This window comes from Pseudorhodoplanes sp., assembly GCF_046289595.1.
Classification (GTDB): Bacteria; Pseudomonadota; Alphaproteobacteria; order Rhizobiales; family Xanthobacteraceae; genus Pseudorhodoplanes.
The window spans coordinates 1-20,074 of record NZ_JBKBVB010000082.1; the positions used below are offsets into that span (position 1 = coordinate 1).

At 64.1% G+C, this 20,074-nt stretch carries 19 protein-coding genes, 2 tRNA genes and 1 pseudogene; 9 read left to right on the plus strand and 13 right to left on the minus strand.

Going from position 1 to position 20,074, the window contains the following annotated elements:
• Both ACK41X_RS16060 and ACK41X_RS16065 read right to left on the minus strand, forming a co-directional pair.
• Positions 1 to 194, minus strand: a pseudogene (locus tag ACK41X_RS16060) (histidinol-phosphate transaminase); the annotation flags it as partial.
• Positions 195 to 223: 29 nt separating this feature from the next.
• A complete protein-coding gene (locus tag ACK41X_RS16065; RefSeq protein WP_409725335.1) occupies positions 224 to 1,090 on the minus strand; it encodes a chorismate mutase in 867 nt (288 codons plus the stop codon).
• 152 nt (positions 1,091 to 1,242) lie between these two features.
• On the opposite strand from ACK41X_RS16065, the gene ACK41X_RS16070 reads away from it, so the two are divergent.
• On the plus strand, positions 1,243 to 2,430 hold the full coding sequence (locus ACK41X_RS16070; RefSeq protein WP_409725337.1) for a homoserine O-acetyltransferase: 1,188 nt from the start codon (positions 1,243 to 1,245) through the stop codon (positions 2,428 to 2,430).
• A gap of 22 nt (positions 2,431 to 2,452) precedes the next feature.
• Positions 2,453 to 3,115 carry a methionine biosynthesis protein MetW gene (gene metW, locus ACK41X_RS16075; protein ID WP_409725380.1) on the plus strand — a complete coding sequence of 221 codons (663 nt, stop codon included), beginning with the start codon at positions 2,453 to 2,455 and terminating at the stop codon, positions 3,113 to 3,115.
• 126 nt (positions 3,116 to 3,241) lie between these two features.
• Here the strand turns inward: metW and ACK41X_RS16080 are convergent, their stop codons facing one another.
• The 8 genes from ACK41X_RS16080 to rpmH all read right to left on the minus strand — a co-directional run bounded on the left by ACK41X_RS16080 (position 3,242) and on the right by rpmH (position 10,028).
• Positions 3,242 to 4,024: a M15 family metallopeptidase gene (locus tag ACK41X_RS16080; protein WP_409725340.1), complete on the minus strand. Its 783-nt coding sequence runs from the start codon at positions 4,022 to 4,024 to the stop codon at positions 3,242 to 3,244.
• Entirely contained in the window at positions 4,024 to 5,160 is a 1,137-nt protein-coding gene (locus ACK41X_RS16085; RefSeq protein ID WP_409725343.1) for a caspase family protein, read from the minus strand. The genes ACK41X_RS16080 and ACK41X_RS16085 overlap by 1 nt, the downstream gene beginning before the upstream one ends.
• Before the next feature lie 288 nt (positions 5,161 to 5,448).
• Positions 5,449 to 6,336 carry an acetylglutamate kinase gene (gene argB, locus ACK41X_RS16090; protein WP_409725346.1) on the minus strand — a complete coding sequence of 296 codons (888 nt, stop codon included), beginning with the start codon at positions 6,334 to 6,336 and terminating at the stop codon, positions 5,449 to 5,451.
• A gap of 133 nt (positions 6,337 to 6,469) precedes the next feature.
• Positions 6,470 to 6,829: a DUF423 domain-containing protein gene (locus ACK41X_RS16095; RefSeq protein ID WP_409725349.1), complete on the minus strand. Its 360-nt coding sequence runs from the start codon at positions 6,827 to 6,829 to the stop codon at positions 6,470 to 6,472.
• 10 nt (positions 6,830 to 6,839) lie between these two features.
• Entirely contained in the window at positions 6,840 to 7,490 is a 651-nt protein-coding gene (yihA, locus tag ACK41X_RS16100) for a ribosome biogenesis GTP-binding protein YihA/YsxC (protein ID WP_409725383.1), read from the minus strand.
• A 64-nt stretch (positions 7,491 to 7,554) separates the two neighbouring features.
• Positions 7,555 to 9,483 (minus strand): membrane protein insertase YidC, encoded by a 1,929-nt coding sequence (gene yidC / locus ACK41X_RS16105; protein ID WP_409725387.1) that lies wholly within the window; start codon positions 9,481 to 9,483, stop codon positions 7,555 to 7,557.
• A gap of 13 nt (positions 9,484 to 9,496) precedes the next feature.
• Positions 9,497 to 9,865 carry a ribonuclease P protein component gene (gene rnpA, locus ACK41X_RS16110; protein WP_409725351.1) on the minus strand — a complete coding sequence of 123 codons (369 nt, stop codon included), beginning with the start codon at positions 9,863 to 9,865 and terminating at the stop codon, positions 9,497 to 9,499.
• A 28-nt stretch (positions 9,866 to 9,893) separates the two neighbouring features.
• On the minus strand, positions 9,894 to 10,028 hold the full coding sequence (rpmH, locus tag ACK41X_RS16115) for a 50S ribosomal protein L34 (RefSeq protein WP_325710432.1): 135 nt from the start codon (positions 10,026 to 10,028) through the stop codon (positions 9,894 to 9,896).
• Positions 10,029 to 10,428: 400 nt separating this feature from the next.
• On the opposite strand from rpmH, the gene ACK41X_RS16120 reads away from it, so the two are divergent.
• The 4 genes from ACK41X_RS16120 to ACK41X_RS16135 all read left to right on the plus strand — a co-directional run bounded on the left by ACK41X_RS16120 (position 10,429) and on the right by ACK41X_RS16135 (position 13,635).
• A complete protein-coding gene (locus ACK41X_RS16120; RefSeq protein WP_409725356.1) occupies positions 10,429 to 11,889 on the plus strand; it encodes a sensor histidine kinase in 1,461 nt (486 codons plus the stop codon).
• 203 nt (positions 11,890 to 12,092) lie between these two features.
• Positions 12,093 to 12,169 (plus strand) — tRNA-Arg (locus ACK41X_RS16125).
• Positions 12,170 to 12,183: 14 nt separating this feature from the next.
• A tRNA-Arg gene (locus ACK41X_RS16130) sits at positions 12,184 to 12,260 on the plus strand.
• Positions 12,261 to 12,435: 175 nt separating this feature from the next.
• A complete protein-coding gene (locus tag ACK41X_RS16135) occupies positions 12,436 to 13,635 on the plus strand; it encodes an alpha/beta fold hydrolase (RefSeq protein WP_409725359.1) in 1,200 nt (399 codons plus the stop codon).
• On the opposite strand, the gene ACK41X_RS16140 is transcribed toward ACK41X_RS16135, so the two are convergent.
• The 3 genes from ACK41X_RS16140 to ACK41X_RS16150 form a co-directional block, all read right to left on the minus strand.
• The gene (locus tag ACK41X_RS16140; RefSeq protein ID WP_409725362.1) at positions 13,632 to 13,841 is read right to left on the minus strand and encodes a ChaB family protein; all 210 of its coding nucleotides are present in this window, start codon (positions 13,839 to 13,841) and stop codon (positions 13,632 to 13,634) included. The two genes, ACK41X_RS16135 and ACK41X_RS16140, sit on opposite strands and share 4 nt — an antisense overlap.
• A 35-nt stretch (positions 13,842 to 13,876) precedes the next feature.
• Positions 13,877 to 14,731 carry a universal stress protein gene (locus ACK41X_RS16145; RefSeq protein ID WP_409725365.1) on the minus strand — a complete coding sequence of 285 codons (855 nt, stop codon included), beginning with the start codon at positions 14,729 to 14,731 and terminating at the stop codon, positions 13,877 to 13,879.
• Positions 14,732 to 14,944: 213 nt separating this feature from the next.
• Positions 14,945 to 15,904: a 1-phosphofructokinase family hexose kinase gene (locus ACK41X_RS16150; protein ID WP_409725368.1), complete on the minus strand. Its 960-nt coding sequence runs from the start codon at positions 15,902 to 15,904 to the stop codon at positions 14,945 to 14,947.
• A 153-nt stretch (positions 15,905 to 16,057) separates the two neighbouring features.
• On the opposite strand from ACK41X_RS16150, the gene ACK41X_RS16155 reads away from it, so the two are divergent.
• The 3 genes from ACK41X_RS16155 to ACK41X_RS16165 all read left to right on the plus strand — a co-directional run.
• Complete coding sequence (locus ACK41X_RS16155) at positions 16,058 to 16,360, plus strand: hypothetical protein (protein WP_409725371.1); 303 nt, start codon at positions 16,058 to 16,060, stop codon at positions 16,358 to 16,360.
• A 16-nt stretch (positions 16,361 to 16,376) separates the two neighbouring features.
• Positions 16,377 to 17,762: a ferric reductase-like transmembrane domain-containing protein gene (locus ACK41X_RS16160; protein WP_409725374.1), complete on the plus strand. Its 1,386-nt coding sequence runs from the start codon at positions 16,377 to 16,379 to the stop codon at positions 17,760 to 17,762.
• Between the two features lie 294 nt (positions 17,763 to 18,056).
• On the plus strand, positions 18,057 to 20,074 hold a 2,018-nt coding region (locus tag ACK41X_RS16165), incomplete at its 3' end, for a proton-conducting transporter membrane subunit (protein ID WP_409725377.1).

Genomic DNA, 20,074 nt, shown 5'->3' on the forward strand with positions numbered 1-20,074 from the left:
CCGTCGGGGTAATCCTGAAGCTCGTTGGCGACCGACTTGTAGGCCTCGATGGCCTGTGGGCTCGCGCCGAGCGGGCTTTCGTTCGACGACAGCTTGTAAATCTTCTCGACGCCCGGTGCCGAGGATTTGCCCGGCACATAGGCGGCGATATCCATGACGCCGGGGCGCGGCTGCGGACGCGGGGCTGCGGTCATTTCAGGAACCTCGATACGTAAGACAAAAACTAGCGGGCGGCCGCGACCGGCCGCGTTCCGGCAAGCGTATAGCGGGTCGCGTGGCTGCCGACGAGAGCCGTGGCGCGGACCGAGGCACCGGCCTTCACCAGTGCATCGGTGATGGCAGAAAGCGTCTGGCCCTGCGGCACCGAGATCAGGAGCGCGGCTCCGTCGAACGCGCCGTCCGGCTCGGCGATCACTTCGGCGAGCGGGGCGAGCGTGCGCGCTGCGGCGGCGCCCCATCCCGACACCCGTACGCTATGGACCTCGACCTCCGCCATGACCGCGTCGGCGGCCGGGTGCGACACCGCGAAAACCGGCAGCGAAGCCGGATGATCCGGCCGCTCCACGAACGGGAGACGGGCGATGATCTTCGGTGCCTTCTCGCCCTCCAGCGCCGACCACCAGGCGCCGGAACCGGCAACCGAAACCGCAGGCACCAGGCCGAGATCGCCCTTCGATGCCGCGACCGCGGCGATCGCGGGCCCCGCGCCCATATGCGGCACGAATGGCACCGTGAAGCCGAAATGGAAACGGGCAGAATCGCGCATCGCGGCCTCCCCGACAGTGAGATCGGCATGGACGGCATAGGGAGCCTGGACATGGGTGAAGGTGGCGATGATCACCCGCCAGATGCTCTCGACGGTATCGAGCGGCAGGATGCCGCGATGCCGCTCCACCAGCTTGCGCATCATCGCGACCTCGCGGGCCGGACGGAAGGCAGAGCCGGATTCCTGCGTGCCCTTGACCTTGATCAGGTTCGCGATGATCTCGCTGCGCTCGATCAGGAGCGCATGCATGGCCTCGTCGATCCGGTCGATTTCGGCGCGGAGCGCACCGAGCGATGGGACGCTTTTGGACGGCGTTTCGGACATGACCTGCTCGTTAACGAAGGCCCGCATCAATAAGTGGGCGGCCCCCCAAAATCAAAGAAAACATTGACTTAATGCCGGTTAGGCCTACCTAGAACGATCGCCCGGATGCCGCATGGCGGATCAGCTTCCGGGGCTGCCGGGTTTATTGCGTCATGGCCGAGGCCGATCTGAAATCTGCGCAGAGCGTTCGTGCGCGCGAGGCGGACCACCCGCGGGACTGCGAGATTGTGCGGTTCGGCGCCGACCGTCCGCTGAAGCTCGATTCCGGCATCGACCTGTCGCCGTTCCAGATCGCCTACAAGACCTATGGCCAGCTCAATGCGCAGCGCAGCAATGCGGTGCTGGTCTGCCATGCGCTCACCGGCGACCAGCACGTCGCAAGCGTGCATCCCGTCACCGGCAAGAATGGCTGGTGGGAGACCATGGTCGGTCCCGGCAAGCCGATCGATACCGAACGCTATTTCGTCATCTGCTCCAATGTGGTCGGCGGCTGCATGGGCTCGTCCGGCCCATCGTCCACCGATCCGAAGACCGGGCGGCCCTATGGCCTGGAATTCCCGGTCATCACCATCCGCGACATGGTGCGCGCACAGGCGATGCTGATCGACCATCTCGGCATTGAGACGCTGTTTGCGGTCGCAGGCGGTTCGATGGGCGGGATGCAGGTGCTGCAATGGGCGGAGAGTTTCCCCGAGCGCGTCTTCAGCGTGCTGCCGATCGCCTGCGCGACGCGGCACTCGGCGCAGAATATCGCTTTCCACGAGGTCGGACGGCAGGCGGTGATGGCCGATCCGGAATGGCGGCATGGCCGCTATCTGATCGAGGGCACCAATCCGCACCGCGGGCTCGCGGTGGCGCGCATGGGCGCGCATATCACCTACATGTCGGACGCCGCTCTGCACCGGAAATTCGGACGCCGGTTTCAGGACCGCAGCAATCCCACCTTCTCGTTCGACGCCGATTTCGAGGTGGAAAGCTATCTGCGCTATCAGGGTTCGTCCTTCGTCGAGCGTTTCGACGCCAATTCGTATCTCTATCTCACCCGCGCCATGGACTATTTCGACATCGCCGCCGAGCATGGCGGCGTGCTCGCCAATGCCTTCAAAAATTCGCCGACGCGATTCTGCGTCATATCGTTCACCAGCGACTGGCTGTTTCCGACCTCGGAATCGCGCGCCATCGTGCATGCGCTGAATGCCGCGGGCGCACGGGTGTCCTTTGCCGAGATCGTGACCGACAAGGGCCACGACGCGTTCCTGCTGGATGAGCCGGAATTATTCGCGATCGTCCGTGGCTTTCTCGACGGTGCGGCGCGGGCGCGCGGTCTGGCCGCAGGATAGGGCCGGGTATAAAGTCATGAACATGCACGCCCGCCCGCACCGCGAACTCGCGACCTCTCATGCTGCGCGAAACGGCTCGGGCGCGCGCGTCGACCTTCTGGTGGTGGCGCAGATGGTCAGGCCCGGCGCCAGGGTGCTGGATGTCGGCTGCGGCGACGGCGAATTGCTGAAAATCCTGACCGAGACCAAGAATGTCGATGGCCGCGGCATCGAGATTTCGCGAGAGGGCGTGAATCTCTGCGTCGCCAAGGGCCTTGCCGTGATCCAGGGCGACGCCGATACCGATCTTGCCGATTATCCCGATGCCGCCTTCGATTACGTGATCCTGTCGCAGACCTTGCAGGCGACCTGGCGGCCCAAGGTCGTACTCGAACACATGCTGCGGATCGGCGAGCGTGCGGTGGTGTCGTTCCCGAATTTCGGTCACTGGAAAATGCGGCTCAAGCTTCTGTTCCTCGGCCGCATGCCGCGCACCAAGCATCTGCCGGACACCTGGTACGACACCCAGAACATTCACTTCTGCACCATCCGCGATTTCCGCGACCTCTGTAACGAGATCGGCGTGAAGATGGAGGCGGCGGTCGCGCTCAATGCCTGGGGCGGCAAGCTTCGCTTCAATGCGCCGTGGTGGTTCTGGAATCTGTTCGGCGAGCAGGCGGTGTTCCTGCTGACGCGGAAGAAATAAGGCCGCTCCCGCCAAGTTGCTGTCAGTTCAGGCGCGCGAGCGCAGATCCGGAACCCCATCGCACATTGGGTGTCTTCTGCGAGACGCCGAGTTCGCCGCGCTGGCGTTCGTGGGAAAGATCGTGCTTCACTTCGGCCAGCCCTGCCTGGCCAATGCGATCAGTTCGGGCCGGTATTCGAAGTGGAAGCTGTCGTAGTGATACCACTTGCCGCCCCAGATGAAGCCGTGGCGCTCGAAGACTTCGACGATTTCCAGCGGGATGCGGTTTTTCCAGGCGAGCGTTCCGCCTTTCGGCTTCGACCATTGCCAGTAATCGCCGAACTTCGCGTTGAGATCGATCGCAGCGCCATAGGCATGGACCGAGAGCCTTTTGGTTCCGGCAATGACGCGGCAATTAAAGGTGCCGGATGACGGCACCATGTATTGCGTCATCTCTTTTGGTAATTGTTCGAGATCGCGCGACACCTTGGCGAGCTGATCGGCGACGCCGTTGGCGGTCGTGACCATCACCGTGCCGCCGCCGCGGCTCGGCAGCCAGGGCACGGCCTTCATCTGTGCTTTCACCTCGCCCTTTCGGCAGTCGCCGTACATCTTCACGAACATCGCCTGGTTGCGGATGCGGCCGGGATCCTCGTTGAACGCGGGCTGCCTGAGATTGGCGGTGCCGAGCGGGTAGGGAATGGCGAACTGGTCCTTGATGTCCGGCGCGTCGAGCAACTGCTCGAAGCTCTTGCCCTTTACGCCGTCGTCGATGGGAAGCCGCGTGCCGTCCCGGAAGATCAGGTCGTTGCTCTCGTAGCCGGCAAGGTGATCCGGATAGGCCGCGACCAGCGCATCGAGCGCGGGATTGGCCGCGCATGGCGCGACGCATGCAAACGCAGCAAGCGCGACCGGAGCCAGCGTGCGCATCACCACTCCATCGACTGGATGAGTTTGACATTGGCCTGCTCGATGGCGCTGAGCTGCACATCCCAGGTCGTCGGCCGGTACCAGGGAAAGCGCGAGAAATACGCGGCGAGCGCCTGATCGCGGAAGAAGCGGCCGCGCCGCGCATAGATTTCGTTGCGGGCAATGCGAAGCTGGTCCTGCGACAGGCCATGCAGCTCGCTGATATGAATCCGGCGCAGATGCGAATCCGGAAAGATAAAGCCGTCGTCCGCACTCCGTTGCGGCGCGGGCAGCGCCGCCATGGCCGGTGGCTGCTGGGCGGCGGGGGGCGGCGCCGGAGGCGGCAAGGCCGCAGGCGGCGGCGCAACCGGGATCGCTGCCGCGGCCGGACCGGCTTGCGGCGGGCCTGCAAGAAACACGTCGCCCATCAGCGAGGAATTGTCCCAGGGCAATTGCGCATTGCGGGTCGCCGCCATCACGTCGGCGCGCACGCGCGTCAGCATCGCACGCACCTCGAGGCCGGGGGTGCGCAGATGCTTGACGAGGCTCTCGGTGAACGGGCTGTTACGGCCTGCGCCGTCGAGCGCGACCTTGCCCGGTGCGGTGGCGAAGGCGATCAGGGTGCCGGTGCCGAGCGTCGAATAGGCGGCAAGGCCGGTGCCGACCGAGGCCGAGCGGCTGCGTGCGGCGAAGCTGCGCGACAGCGGATTGTCGCGGCAGGCATCGAGGATCACGATGGTCGCGCGCGCGGGATCTTCCAGATTGGCCAGGATGCGGTCGAGCTCGACCGTCGCAAAGCCGAGATCGGCCGGGGTCTCGATCTTGGCGTCCACCGGCACGAGATAATTGCGGCCGTCGACCTGCATGCCATGTCCGGCGAAGTAAAGCAGTGCGACTTTGGCGCGGTCCGCCTTGCGCAGGAAGTCGCGCAGCATCTGCTCCATGGCGTTGCGGCCGAGGTCGCGGCCGAGCGAGACGTCGAAGCCGACATCGCGGAGCGCCGCAGCCACCGCCTGCGCATCGTTGGCAGGATTGGCGAGCGCGCCGGCATTGACGTAATTGCCGTTGCCGATGACCAGCGCGACGCGCTCGGAGGCATGGGCGGGACCGGCGATCAGAGAGAGAAACAGCGCAAGGCAAAAAATATGTCGGACCATGCCGTTTCCTTCGCAAACGTTGTGAAGACCTTGGCAATCTTTTCAGGACACGAAAAATGTAATCTCTGAAATTTATCACCGCTCCATGACGTTGGAAAAGCCGCAACCGGCGCCGCGGCGGCAATCGGCCACGCCCGATTCCCGACCGCCGCATTTGCGCCCGCAATTCCGTCAAGGTGATGCCTTGATCGGGCGCTGAAATCACGCGGTCGTGAGCGCTTTAGTAACGCGTAGCGCAGCACGAGGGGGAAGGGACCACGGCCGCCCACGAGGCGGCCGTGGTATTTTTCAGCGGTGGATCAGCGTGCCGGCGCCGTGATCGGTGAAAAGCTCCAGCAGCACGGCGTGCCGCTCCTTGCCGTCCAGGATCACCACGCCCTCCACGCCCTGTTCAAGCGCGGTGATGCAGGTCTCGACCTTGGGGATCATGCCGCCCGAAATGGTGCCGTCGGCGATCAGTTTGCGCACGTCATTCACCGACATGTCGGGGATCAGCTTCTTGTTCTTGTCGAGCACACCCGGCACGTCGGTCAGCAGCAGCAGGCGCTTGGCCTTCAGGGCGCCGGCGATATAGCCCGCGAAGGTATCGGCATTGACGTTGAAGGTCTCGCCGTTCGGCCCGGACGCGATCGGCGCCAGCACGGGAATGAGTTCGCGGCCGATAATCTGGTCGAGCACGGTGGTGTCGATCTTTTCCGGCTCGCCGACAAAGCCGAGATCGACCACGTCCGCAACGGCCGCTCCACCCGATGCTCCGCCCTGGCCGCCGGCTTTCCGCGCCACCACCATGTTGCCGTCCTTGCCGCACAGCCCGACGGCCTTGCCGCCAGCCTGATTGATATGGCTGACGATCTGCTTGTTGATCGAGCCGGCCAGCACCATCTCGACAATCTCCACGGTCGCCGCATCGGTGACGCGCAGGCCCCCGGAAAACTGCGACTTGATGCCGAGCCGTCCCAGCATCGCCGCGATCTGCGGACCGCCGCCATGCACCACCACCGGGTTGATCGCGGTCTGTTCGAGCAGCACGATGTCGCGAGCGAATTCGCGCGCCGCCTCCTCCTCGCCCATGGCATGCCCGCCATACTTGATCACGACGATCTCCTCGTCGTAGCGCTGCATGTGCGGCAGCGCCTCGGACAGAATGCGGGCCTGGTCGTGCGGGGAGACCGTCATTTCGGAAAGTCCTTGGCGGGCAATGTCTGGCGGAGGATGGCGCGGAGCTTTTACCCGGCCAGCGGGCAATGCGGAAGGGGCGGCGCGGCAATGCCGAAACCCGGAAGTCAAAGGCGGCCTTCAATGGCGATCGCTAACGCGGCGCCAGAAACGCCGCCAGAGCGAGCAGCACCCAGCCACCCATCATGACGACGCCGCCGGTTGGTGCCGCCATTGGAAACAGCCTGTGTCCGGTATAGGCGCGCAGCGCCAGATCCCCGGCAAACAGCGCAACGCCCGCCAGCAGTACGATGGCCGCGATCACTCCCGCCGGCCGGCTCAACAGCCCTGCCGCGATCCCCGCACAGGCGGCGATCACGGCCGGCGCATGAAACAGCAGCATATAGCCTGCGCTGTCGAGGCCCGCGCCCGGTTTGGCATGGGCGCCGGCGGCCGCCAGCATGATGCCGGCGCAGCCGAACACGGCGGCGATTGCGATGAGGATCGGCAGCATTGGTGCTCTCCTATCTGCGCTCGGCGAGCAGGCGGGCGATTGCGGCGCGCAATTCGGCGATGCCCGTGCCCTCGCGCGACGACGTCGCAAGAATATCCGGGAAGGCCGCCGCGTTCTTGGCCATCTCTGCCGACACCGCCGCGACTCGTTCCGAGAGCGCCGCTGCCGACAGCTGGTCGCATTTGGTCAGCACGATCTGGTGGCTGACCGCGGCGCTCTTGAGCAGTTCGAGCGCCGGCCTGTCGGCCTCCTTGATGCCGTGGCGGGCGTCGATCAGCACATAGACGCGGGCGAGATTGGCGCGGCCCTGCAGATAGGCGTGGATCAACGCGGTCCAGGCCTTCACCTTGGCCTTCGGTGCTTCGGCATAGCCATAGCCCGGCATGTCGGCGATCCGCATGTTGTCCGGACCCTGGAAGAAGACGATCTCCTGGGTGCGGCCCGGCGTATGCGAGGTTCGCGCCAGCGCCTTGCGGCCGGTGACGGCGTTGATCAGCGACGACTTGCCGGCATTGGACCGGCCGGCAAAGGCGATTTCGAGGCCCTTCATTGGCGGCAGCGTCTCGACCGAGGCCGCGGCCCAGAAGAATTCCCACGCGCCCGCGAACAGTTTGCGGCCGGCCTCGATCTCGCCCCTGGTGAAGTCGTCGCCGATGGTCATGCCCATCACAATAAACGACATCGCCGGGACTGGCCCGGCGATCGTATTTCAAGCTCAGGAAGCATCATGACTGGGCCTGCTTTTCCTTGCCTTCCTTGCCCTTCTTTTTCTCGGTCGGCGGCTGATTGTCCTGCACGGCCGCTTTCTTCATCCCGAAGGTCTCGCGCAGATTGTCCCATAGCTCGATCTTCGCGCCATGCTTTTTCATGATGTAGGACTGCTGCAGCACCGACAGCGTGTTGTTCCAGGCCCAATAGATCACGAGGCCGGCCGGGAAGCTCGCCAGCATGATGGTGAAGATGAACGGCATCCAGTCGAAGATCATCTTCTGGGTCGGGTCCGGCGGCGACGGGTTCAGCTTCATCTGGAACCACATCGTGATTCCCATGATGATCGGCCACACCCCGATCATCAGATAGAGCCCGATCACCGGCACGTTGGCCGGATTCCAGGGAATCAGTCCGAACAGGTTGAAAATCGTGGTCGGATCGGGCGCGGCAAGATCGCGGATCCAGCCGAAGAACGGCGCATGCCGCATCTCGATGGTGATGAACAGCACCTTGTAGAGCGCGAAGAAGACCGGGATCTGGATCAGGATCGGCAGGCAGCCGGCCAGCGGATTGATGCGCTCCTGCTTGTAGAGCTCCATCAAGGCCTGCTGCTGTTTGACCTTGTCGTCGGCGTAACGCTCGCGGATCTGCAGCATCTGCGGCTGCACCGCCTTCATCTTCGCCATCGACACATAGGATTTGTTGGCGAGCGGGAAGAACACGATCTTGATGACCACGGTCACCAGAAGGATCGCGACGCCGAAATTGCCGAAATAGCGGAAGAAGAAGTCGAGCAGCCAGAACAGCGGCTTGGTGATGAAATAGAACCAGCCCCAGTCAATCAGGAGCTCGAAGCGGTTGAGCTTCAGCGCGGTGTCGTAGCCGTCGACGATCGACACTTCCTTGGCGCCGGCGAATAGCCGCGCCCTGGCTGAGCCGGTGCCGTCGGGCGCGATGGTGACCGGGTCGAGCAGATAATCGGTCTGGTAGGCCTTGCGGTTATTGAGGTCGCGGGCCGAGAAGCTGGCCTGCACCTTGGCATTGGTTTCCGGCAGCAGCGTCGCCGCCCAGTATTTGTCGGTGATGCCGAGCCACGCATTGGTGACGCTGAACGGCACCTGCTTTTTCGATTCGATGTCGCTGTAGGTGAATTCCTGCAGGCCCTGATCGCCCATCACGCCGATCAGGCCTTCATGCAGGATGAAATAGCCGAGGATTTCCGGTTTGCCGTGGCGCGAGATCAGCGCATACGGATAGAGCGTGACCGGCTCGCCGGTGCGGTTGACCACGCTGTCTTCCACGCTGAACAGGTAATTTTCGTCGACACTGATGATGCGGCGGAATTCCAGGCCCTCGCCATTGTCGAAGGTGAGCGTGATCGGGCTGCCGGTGCGCAGAGCGCCCGCGCCCTGCTGGGTCCAGACCGTATTGTCGTCCGGCACCTTGACCTTGCCGCCGGCCGCATTGGTCCAGCCGAACTGCGCATAGAAGGGATGCGGGCTGCCGGAGGGCGCGAGCAGCACGATCGGCGGCGAATTGGGATTGACGGTCTCGCGGTACTTGATCAGCGAGACGTCGTCGATGCGCCCGCCGCGGAGCGAAATCGAGCCGCGGATGGTGTCGGTCTCGATTGGCACCCGCGGCGAGGCCGCGAGTACGGCATCGCGCGTGAAGCTCTGGCCGGGGACGGTCGGCTGACCGGGAATGGCGGGGGCGGCGCCTGGCTGCGGGGTAGCGCCAGGCTGGGCGGTGCCGGGTTGGGGGACGGTACCGGGTTGGGCCGGCGCACCCGGCGCGGCCTGCTGCGCCTGCTGCTGCGCCTGGCGCAGCCTTGCTTCCTCGCGTTGGCGTTCAAGTTGCGGGCCGCCGACGAAATACTGCCAGCCGATAATGACGAGCAGGGAGAGCCCGATCGCAAGAAACATGTTCTTCTGGTCGTTGATCATGCGTCTTTGCTCACGGATCCCGGGTTAACCTGCCTTGAGACGTCGGCTCGCGCCGCTTGCTGTGGATGCGCGAAAGCGCGCGGTCATAATCGGCCGCAAGGTCCGAAAAGCCTGCCGAAAGCGCCGCCCGGCGTCCGACCAGCACATAATCGTGTCCGGAGCGCAACGCGCGTTCTGCATTGAGCCGCACCAGCGCACGCAATCTGCGGCGGACACGATTTCGCTCGACCGCATTGCCGACCTTTCGGGAGACCGTAAACCCGACCCGCGCCGGGCCTGGATCGCTTCGCTCGCGCGCCTGCAGCACAAAACCGGCGGAGGGAACCTTCACCCCGCCGGCGGTTGCCAGAAAATCCGCGCGCTTTCGCAGATGCTGCATCGGGGCCGGCCTTCCGGGCCGCCCCGGATCAGGCGCTGAGGCGCTTGCGGCCGCGCGCGCGACGGGCCGAGATGACCTTGCGGCCGCCTTTGGTCTCCATGCGAGCACGGAAGCCGTGGCGGCGCTTGCGCACGAGCTTGCTCGGTTGATAGGTCCGTTTCACGGGAAGACTCTCCGCTGGGTCGCGGCGCGATGCCGGATGGTTCGGGTGGTGCGTGCCGGCATGAAGGCTGCCACAATTCGCGGCAAAGCAAGTCTGCCGCAACAAGGCCGCCGGTGCCGGAATTCCCGGGGCTTATACGGGAGGTGACGCGGTTTCGTCAATGCGACCGCTGGACCGGGCGGCCGGTGCGGCCGGGACCGCTTTCTGGCCTGAATCGAGGCGCATGGCCGTTTCCTCAGCAGGGGCGCTGGGGTGCAAAGCGCTCCGTTAACCAAATGCCCCCGTGACCGGTTTTCCGGCCGAATGCGGCGGCGCCCGGCCGTTTGACGAGGTCATGGATGCGCCGCATCATGGGCCTATACGGGCTGAGTTCGAATCCGGGCCCGTACAGGCAGTATGGATGACCGATCTTGACGATAAAGGCCCGGTGCGTGTGCCGCGGTTTGGCCTTTCCGGCAAACTGCTCGTTGTGACGATCCTTTTCGTCATGATCGCGCAGGTGCTGATCTATGTGCCGTCGGTGTCGGTGTTCCGCCTCAACTGGCTGAACGATCGCCTCGCGGCCGCCCGGACGGCTGCTCTGGTCCTGTATGCCGCTCCGAGCGGCATGGTTCCGGACGATCTCGCCCGCGACATCCTCTCGAGCATCGGCGCGCAGGCGGTGGTCATGAAGACCGGGCAGACCCGGCGGCTCCTGGCGGTCGCGGAAATGCCGACCGAGACCCATCGCAATTTCGATCTGCGGGAGGTCGGCTGGCTCGACGCGGTGAAGGGCGCCTATCACGGGCTGTTCGACGACAAGGACACCATGCTGCAGGTGATCGGCAGCGCCCCGCGCGACGGCGAGTTTCTGGAAATCCTGATCCGCAACGAGCCGTTGCAGCGCGCCATGCTGCGGTTTTCCCGCAACGTGCTGGTCGCATCGCTGATCATCTCGGCATCCACGCTGGCGCTGGTCTATCTGGCGCTGCATTTCATGTTCGTGCGGCCGATGCGGCGCATCACCCGCAACATCATGGCGTTCCGGGCCGATCCGGAAAATCCGTCCCGCACCATCAAGGTATCGAAGCGTAACGACGAGATCGGCGTGACCGAACGCGAACTCGCCTCGATGCAGAGCAATCTCACCTCGATGCTGCATCAGCGCGCTCGCCTTGCCGCGCTCGGGCTCGCGGTGTCGAAAATCAACCACGATCTGCGCAATATGCTGGCGTCCGCCCAGCTGGTGTCGGACCAATTGTCGAGCGTCAAGGATCCGAAGGTACAGCGCTTCGCGCCCAAACTGTTGCGCACGCTCGAACGCGCCATCGAATTCTGCCAGTCGACGCTATCCTATGGGCGTGCACAGGAAGCACCGCCGGATCGCCGCATGATCCCGGTCGAGTCGCTGGTCGAGGAGGTGCACGAGACGCTGGGGCTCGATGCGGACAGCAATATCGGCTGGATCGTGTCCATCGAACGCGGGCTGGAGATGGATGCGGATCACGATCACATGTTCCGCGTGCTGCTCAACCTGACACGCAACGCATTGCAAGCCCTTGAAGCGCGCGCCCCAAATAATGCCCTGCGGGACCAGATTCGGGTCACCGGCAGGCGCGAAGGAGGCGTGGTCGTGATCGAGGTGTCCGATACCGGGCCGGGCTTTCCGCCGCGCGCGCGTGAGCATCTGTTCCAGGCCTTTTCCGGATCGACGCGGCCGGGCGGGACCGGGCTCGGACTTGCCATTGCCGCCGAACTGGTGCGCGCCCATGGCGGTGAAATCCGTCTCGTGGAAGGCACGATCGGCGCGACCTTCCATCTCACGATCCCCGATCAGGCCGTCGATCTCGACTCGTGGCGTGAGGAGCGGGCCAGCGCCTGAACGATCTGCGGCTTTCCTTGGGGGCGGGACGCGGCTCGGATAATCCGGGGCGAAAACCCTTGCCATCCGAGGAGGGGGGCGATAGCTATCCGCCGTTGCGTCGGCCTTTCGTCCTGGATCGGTGGCCAAAACGCTTGATTTTGATCCGGTTCTCGGCCGGAGGCGTTTTCGGAGCATATTCAGGCCGTCACTCGCGTGACAACGCGCCCGTAGCTCAGCTGGATAGAGCACCAGACTACGAATCTGGGGGTCAGGAGTTCGAATCTCTTCGGGCGCGCCACTTTCTCGACCTTTGCGCCGGTAGCTCAGCTGGATAGAGCACCAGACTTCGAATCTGGGGGTCAGGGGTTCGAATCCCTTCCGGCGCGCCAAAAGCAAACTGTCCGGCCCGGACACATCGGTGACAGATGGTACCTAAGACATAAGTGAGAGCCGCGTGCCGGCGGGTGGTGGACGAAGGCATAAGCCTCTCCGTAGAGCGGCTGCCCTGGTCCTGGAAATTCCCCGCGGTTTGCCTTGCGCTATGCTGGGCCAAGCAGGTCGAGAGTGCCGGGTGATGCGATGACCAAACGGTCCGGACCAACGTCAACGCCAGTTTCGCAAGACGCAGCACCGGCGATCGGTCTGGGGTCGCTGCCGCTTCTGTGGCCGCTGCACGTTGCCGGCGCGATGAGCCAGTCCGGCGCGGCGGTTATGAAATGGTATGCGCAGATGCTGACGGGCGCGTCCCAAGACCGCGCGATTCTGCCCGAGCCGCAATGGACGACACCCAATCGCATCAGACTCGAACTGCCGAGCATGCACTTGCGCGAGTTTTCGACGGGCAGCGACGGGATACCGGCATTGGTTTGCGCGCCTTACGCGCTGCATGGTGCGACGATTGCCGATTTCGGCTCCGGGCACAGCATCGTCGAGGCTTTGCTGAAGACGGGGGTGTCGCGCATCGCACTCACCGACTGGCGTTCCTGTGCCCCCGAGATGCGCTACTTTTCGATCGATACCTACCTTGCCGATCTGAATGTCGCAGTCGATGCCCTTGAGCCGCCGGTCGATCTGATAGGCCTTTGTCAGGGCGGCTGGATGGCGCTGGTCTATGCCGCGCGTTTCCCGAATAAGGTGCGCCGCCTGGTCTTGGCTGGCGCACCGGTCGACATTCGCGCCGCGCCATCGAAGGTGTCGCGAATGTCCGAGGAGCTTCCGCTCGCGGCATTCGAAAGTCTGGTTCAGGTGGGCGGGGGCCGTGTCCTCGGCGATCATGCCGTCAAGTTGTGGGGGACGAATGCGTCGACACACGACCCGAACGCTGTAATGCAACTCGCGGCCGGCTCCGATGACGCTCGTCAAGCCGAAATGAAACAGCGCTTTGCCGCGTGGGATGCGTGGACGCTTGATCTGCCAGGCACGTACTATCTTGAGGTCGTGCGATATCTGTTCAAGGAGAACCGGATTGCGGAAGGAACATTTCCCGCGCTCGGAGAGATTGCCGACCTTTCAAAAGTGCGCGCGCCGCTTTACCTCCTTGCCGGCGCGGACGACGATGTGGCGCCGCCCGAGCAGGTGTTTGCGGCCGCCGGTCTCGTTGCGACTCCAGGCGCTTTGATCGAACGGCAGACGGTGCCCTGCGGACATCTCAGTCTATTCCTGGGACGCGAAACCATATCGCAAGCGTGGGTGAACGCGGCGCGGTGGCTGATGCGAGCCGAAGAGAATGTGCAGCAAGGACGCCATTCGGAGCCACGGGATTAGGTTTTCGCGACCCAGCTGTCGCCAACCTTCACAAACGAACGCTTCACTGCGGCCCAGGCGATCCGGTGCGCGGCCTCTTCCTGCCGCGGATCGCCGGCATGTCCGGCAAAGGCATGATTGAACGCCTCGCGATAAATATCCTGCGCATGCGGCGGCAGATGACGCTGCACCGGTACCGGCAGATCGTCGTTGCTTGCGTAAGGCATGGCTGCGATCCTCACAGGGACGACGGAATTGTCCGTCAATGCGAAAGAAACAGCGGTACCGGCGGTTTGCGGAGCATCGTCTTGGTGGCGCCTCCGATCACGAAATCGCGGACGCGGCTATGGCCATAGGCGCCCATGACGAGTAGATCGATATTCCTCCCGACGACATAGTCGTGGAGGATGTCGCCGATTTCGCGGCCGGCCGCGTCCACCGTATCGAATGCCGCCTCGACGCCATGCATCCGCAGATGATTGGCCAGTTGCTCGTGCGAACGGGTCGACTTCATCGTCTTGTCCTCCGCCACTGTGACACAGCGCACGGTCTTCGCCTTTTGCAGGATCGGCATCGCATCGGCGAGCGCGCGGGCCGCGGGCCGGCTGAAGTCCCAGGCGATTGCGATCGACGTCAGCGCCGGCGTGTTCGAGGCGCCGGCATGACCGGGCAGGACGATGCAGGGCCGGCCCGATCCGAAAATGATGGTTTCCGCATAGACCTGTTCGACCGAATCGCCTTCCCGCAGCGGTATGACGGTGAGATCGTGCAGGCGCGCCTGCTCGGTCAGGACATCCGGAATAAGGGGCGTTACGGCGCGTTCCTTCAGGCGCGCCTGGAACAGGCCGCGCGGCGTGGCTGCAGCTTCGAACGCATCAAGCAATGCTTTCGCGTTGATGGCTGCTTTTTCCCGCTCCGCTGCGACCATGCTGGGTAGATCAAGCAGCATGTCTGCGAGAAAATTTCTGCCGCCGGGCACCTGCACATCGATTTCGAAAGAGATGGCGGTCATGCGCGTTTCCAGAGCGGCGCCAAGCGCCAGGGCCTGGTCGATGCTCGCTCGCGGAGTGGGCTCCGGATAACTCGTCAGCACCAGCAGAGTATCTTTGAAGCTCATGCACCCAGACTCCATTCCCAAAGGCGGCAACCTGTATCTTGCACACTATGAGCCGACACGGCGCCGCCATTGATCCAGGTCATCCTCACGACGATTACGCCTTAACGCATGCCGCGAGATGCAGAGTACAAGAAATTGCGCCAAAAAGCCGCAGCCGATCTCGTTCGGCATGCAGAGAGTCCCAGCACAGCTGCGGGCGGGACAACACAGATGCTAATCGGCGGCGCCATGCCCAACAGCATGCAGGCTCACCTCGCCAAGCAGCCGCAGCACATCTTCGCGGCGGCAGAGTTGTGTCCCCTTCGTGAGCAGCGCAGCGGAGCCGGCTGCGACGCCGTAGCGGAAGGCAGTCTCGAGGTCATGGCCGGATGCCAGCGCAAACACCATCCCGCCGAGGAAACTGTCGCCGGCGCCGACCGCGCTGGCCGGTTGGATCGAGAGCGCGGGCGCGCGCAGGACCGTGTCGCGCGAAACCAGCAGCGCGCCGCGGTCGCCGAGGGTCAGCGCGATCGCCTCGATCTTTCCGGACGAAACCAGATTTGAGCAGACCGCGACGAAGGATGCCTCGTCTTGCAGAGCGTGGCCCGTGAGTTCGCGCAATTCGCGCAGGTTCGGCTTGATCAGGAAGACCCCTCCGCGGTCCAGCGCGGCGGCGAGCGCTGCGCCTGCGCTGTCGATCACCGGCCTCGCGCCGCTGTCGTTGCATCGCTGCGTCACGCGTGCATAGAAATCCTGCGGCACACCCGGCGGCAGACTGCCGCTCATGACCACAAAATCCGCTCCGGCGAGCTTATGCCCGAGCGTGTCGAGGCCTTGCTGCCACTCCGTTTCACCGAGCGAGGGGCCGGGCAGAACGAACCGGTATTCGTCGCCGCTGCCGGTCTCCAGCGCGGTGAAGCTGAAGCGGGTTTCCTCCGCAATATCGAAGGTGACGCTCGGCAATCCTTCGCGATCGACCAGACGCTTCAGCCATTGGCCGCCGCAGCCTCCGGTCGGATAGACCGCCGTCACCGCGCCCCCCATGCGCGCCACCACGCGCGCGACATTGATGCCGCCGCCGCCGGGATCGTGGTCGGCGCCGCTGCAGCGCAGCTTGTGGGTCGGGACAACGCGCGCAACCGAGGTCGAGAGGTCGACCGCCGGATTCATGGTCAGGGTAACAACGCGGTGCACTCTCTTATCGATCTCCGCCTGCGCCGAACCAGCCTCGATCGACAACGATCTGGATGCTGCGCAATGCCGCACCCTTGATGCAGATCACAGGGTTGGGCGGCCGTCTGTCAGATAGTGAAGTCCATTGCATCAAGTCAAAAGTGGAGGCGCAAGTTGCAATTGCCCGGTGCGATCGACGTGTCCGTCAGGCTGGCCGTTGCCGCCGGTGCGATCGGAGCCACCGTCGTGCTCGCGTCCTGCGGGGCGGCGAAGGATCCGGAATCGGCGTATCAGGCGCGCTGCGCCCGATGCCATGGACCATCGGACATCCAGAACTGGGGACGGCAGCGGCGCGATCCGGTGTCGCGCCAGGCCTGGCTCGAGGAATTCTTGAAGCTGCATTATCCGCCGTCGGAGGCCGAGCGCCCGCTGGTCATCGAATATATCCAAAAGCAGATCGCCGAAGGCGGAAAATAGCGGTCACGATACAAGCATGCCCCTCGAAACACTTAATACACCGCACGCAGCGCGTCCGGGAAATCCTCGGGCGCCGCAAGGACTGTCGCCCACGATCCTGATCGGGGGCTATGCAGGGCTGTGCCTGTTGCCATTGGCGCTGACGGTTGTTCAGGGATTTCCGGCGCGCAATATCTGGCGCGAATTGTCGTCCGGCCTCGTCATGGTCGGTTACGTGATGACGCTCGTTCAGTTCCTGTTGTCGGGACGGTTCGAGTGGGTCTCGGGACAGGTCGGCATCGACCGCACCATGCGGTTTCATCAGGTGGCGTCCTTCGCGATCCTGATCGTCATCGTGGTGCATCCAGTGCTCTATGTTGTGCCGCGGCTTTTCCCCGATCCGATGCAGGCGCTGGCCGGGCTGAGCCGGATGTTCGCCTCACCGAGCTTGCGGACCGGCGTGATCGCCTGGTGGCTGATGGTTCTTCTCGTGCCCCTGGCGATGTTCCGTGACCGCTTGCCTTTCCGTTACGAAGTCTGGCGGCTGAGCCATGGCCTGATGGCGGTCGCGATTGCGGTGCTTGGCACCCACCATACCGTGAGCGTCGGCACCTATAGCGGCACGCGCTGGCTTGCCTGGTTCTGGATCCTGGCTACGATTCTTGCCGTCGCCGCGATGGCGCATATCTATCTGCTGAAGCCGCTTTTGCAACGGCGTATGCCGTATCGCGTGGTCTCCAATCGCAAGGTGGCGGATCGCATGTGGGACGTTGCCGTCGAACCCGAACGCGGCGGCGCCATGCGCTTCGCTGCAGGCCAGTTCGTCTGGCTCAATCTCGGCCATTCCTCATTCAGCCTGACCGAGCATCCGTTCTCCATCAGCTCGGCCCCGGCCGACCGGCCGCGGATCGGCTTCACTATCAAGGAAAGCGGCGACTTCACCAATGCGATTGGCAGCATCGCACCGGGCACGCGGGCCTATCTCGACGGCCCGTATGGCAACTTCACCCTGGCCGGGCGGCAAAGCCGGGGGGTCGTCTTCATCGCCGGCGGTGTCGGCTATGCGCCAGTGCGGGGCATTTTGCGCCAGCTCGCGGCCGAGCGTTATCCGCATCCGCTTCGCCTCATCTACGGCAATCGCGTCGAAACGCAGATTCTCTACCGCGACGAGCTCGACGCATTCACCCGAAGCCTTGATTTTCAGGTGCGCCACGTGCTGTCGGAGCCGCCTGCAGGTTGGACCGGGTTCGCGGGCGAACTGACGCCCGACGTCCTGGACAAATGCCTGTATGACATTCGCGGCGAGACGTGGTTGTATTTCGTCTGCGGGCCATTGCCGATGATGGACGGCGTCGAGCGCTGGCTGAAAGACCGCGGAGTGCCGCGCGGCCGCATCGTGTCGGAGCGCTTCAAATACAACTGACGGGCGCATTTCGCCCGAGCCCGCCTGGTGCTTTCCGGGCCCCGCCGCGACCTGTCCCGGGGCGATGACCCGGCGGTCCGGTGTCCGTTCAGCAGACTGTTCCAAAAGCCGAAAAACTGCGCTTCAATGGCGAATCTTCGGCCGGTATTCGGCGATGCGGCCATGCGTCGCTGAACCGCATCGGTATTTCACGCCGCAGCGCACAGCGGGGGGTTGGCAGCCTGCAAGGGGTTGACGATAAGGATATCACGGTCTCCACCTCCCCGGGCCGCACACGACCGCTCTCCAATCTGCATGAAACTTGCCCTTATCGTCCTGATCCCCTTCATCGGCGCGCTGCTGCCGCCGCTCGCCATCCGCGCCGGCCGCAATGTCTGCACCGGCGTGACCGCGGCGGTGAGCGCGACCTCGCTCATTCTGCTGGCGACGCTGATCCCGGAAGTCTATGCCGGCGGGGTGCCAAGCCTGCAGGTCGCGTGGCTGCCGCAGCTTGGCCTGTCTTTCTCGTTCTTTGCGGACGGACTGGGCGTCTTTTTTGCCGTGCTGATCCTGTCGATCGGCCTGCTGATCATCCTCTATGCCCGCTACTATCTCGGCCGCGACGACCCGATGGGGCGCTTCTTCAGCTATCTCCTGATGTTCCAGGGCTCGATGCTCGGCATTGTGCTCAGCGACAATATCCTGCTGCTGATCGTGTTCTGGGAGCTCACCAGCCTCACCTCGTTCCTGCTGATCGGCTATTGGTATCATCTGCCGGAATCCCGCGCCGGCGCGCGCATGGCGCTGATCGTCACCGGTGGCGGCGGGCTTGCCCTGATGGGGGGCATGCTGATCCTCGGGAATATCGCCGGCACCTTCGAGCTCAGCGAGCTCCTGACCCGTGGCGAGCAGATCAAGGCGTCGCCGCTCTATCTCCCGGCGCTGTTGCTGATCCTGATCGGCGCCTTCACCAAGTCGGCGCAGTTCCCGTTCCATTTCTGGCTGCCGCATGCCATGGCCGCCCCCACGCCGGTCTCCGCCTATCTGCATTCGGCGACCATGGTGAAGGCGGGCGTGTTTCTGCTGGCGCGGCTGTGGCCCGCGCTGTCGGGCACCACGGAATGGTTCCTGATCGTGTCGCTGACCGGCCTGATCACAATGGCGGTCGCGGCCTGGATCGCGCTGTTCAAGGACGACCTGAAGGGCCTGCTCGCCTTCTCGACGGTGAGTCATCTCGGGCTGCTGACCATGCTGCTCGGCCTGTCGACCAAGATGGCGGTGGTCGCGGCGGCATTTCACGTTCTCAATCACGCGACCTTCAAGGCCGCGTTGTTCATGAGCGCCGGCATCGTCGATCATGAATCCGGAACGCGCGACATCCGAAGACTTGGCGGCCTCATCCATGCGATGCCAATCACCAGCGTGCTGGCGATCATCGGCTCCCTGTCCATGGCCGGCCTGATCGGGTTCAACGGCTATCTCTCCAAGGAGATGATGCTGGAGGAAGCCGCGCACACGGTCTATGCGGGACAGGCGTGGCTGTTTCCGGTGCTGGCGACGGCGGCAAGCCTGTTTGCTGTGGCTTATTCCTTTCGGCTCGTCTTCGCGGTGTTTTTGGGCCGGGAGCGTGACGATTACCCGCGGCATCCGCACGATCCGCCGTTCGGCATGTGGCTGCCGGTGGCAATCCTGATCGTTCCTGTGGTCGCCATCGGGTTGATGCCGCAGTTTTTTGCAGGCGCGATCGTCGAGCGCACCGCCTTCGCGCTCGCAGGCGGCGATCTGCCGGATTACTACCTCTCGATCTGGCATGGCATCACGCCGGCACTGATCATGAGCGCGATCGCACTCGCCGGTGGACTTGTGCTTTATCTTGCCTATGTGCCGGTCAACCGGCTGCGGCTGGCAATTCCGCGGCCGGACGCCATGACCATGTTCCAGGCGGCGATCGCCGGGATCGTGGTGTTCTCCCGCCGTCTCATTGCCGCGCTGGATAATCGCAGTCTGCCCCGATATTTCGGGGCCACAGTGGTCACGATCTGCGTGTTCGGCTTGGCCGGCTTCCTCGGTGCGCCGCATGCTGCGGGGACGCGGCCGACCTTGCCGGTGACGCTTGCTGCCGTGACCGGCTGGTTCGCATTGATCGCCGCCTGCGCACTGATGATCCTGCGCCATCACGACCGGCTCTTCGCGCTGATCATCACCAGCGTCGTCGGCTTGATCGTTTCGCTCGCCTTCCTGCAATTCTCGGCCCCCGATCTGGCGCTCACGCAGATCTCGGTGGAGGTGGTCACGACGATTCTGCTGCTGCTGGCGATCAACCTGTTGCCGCG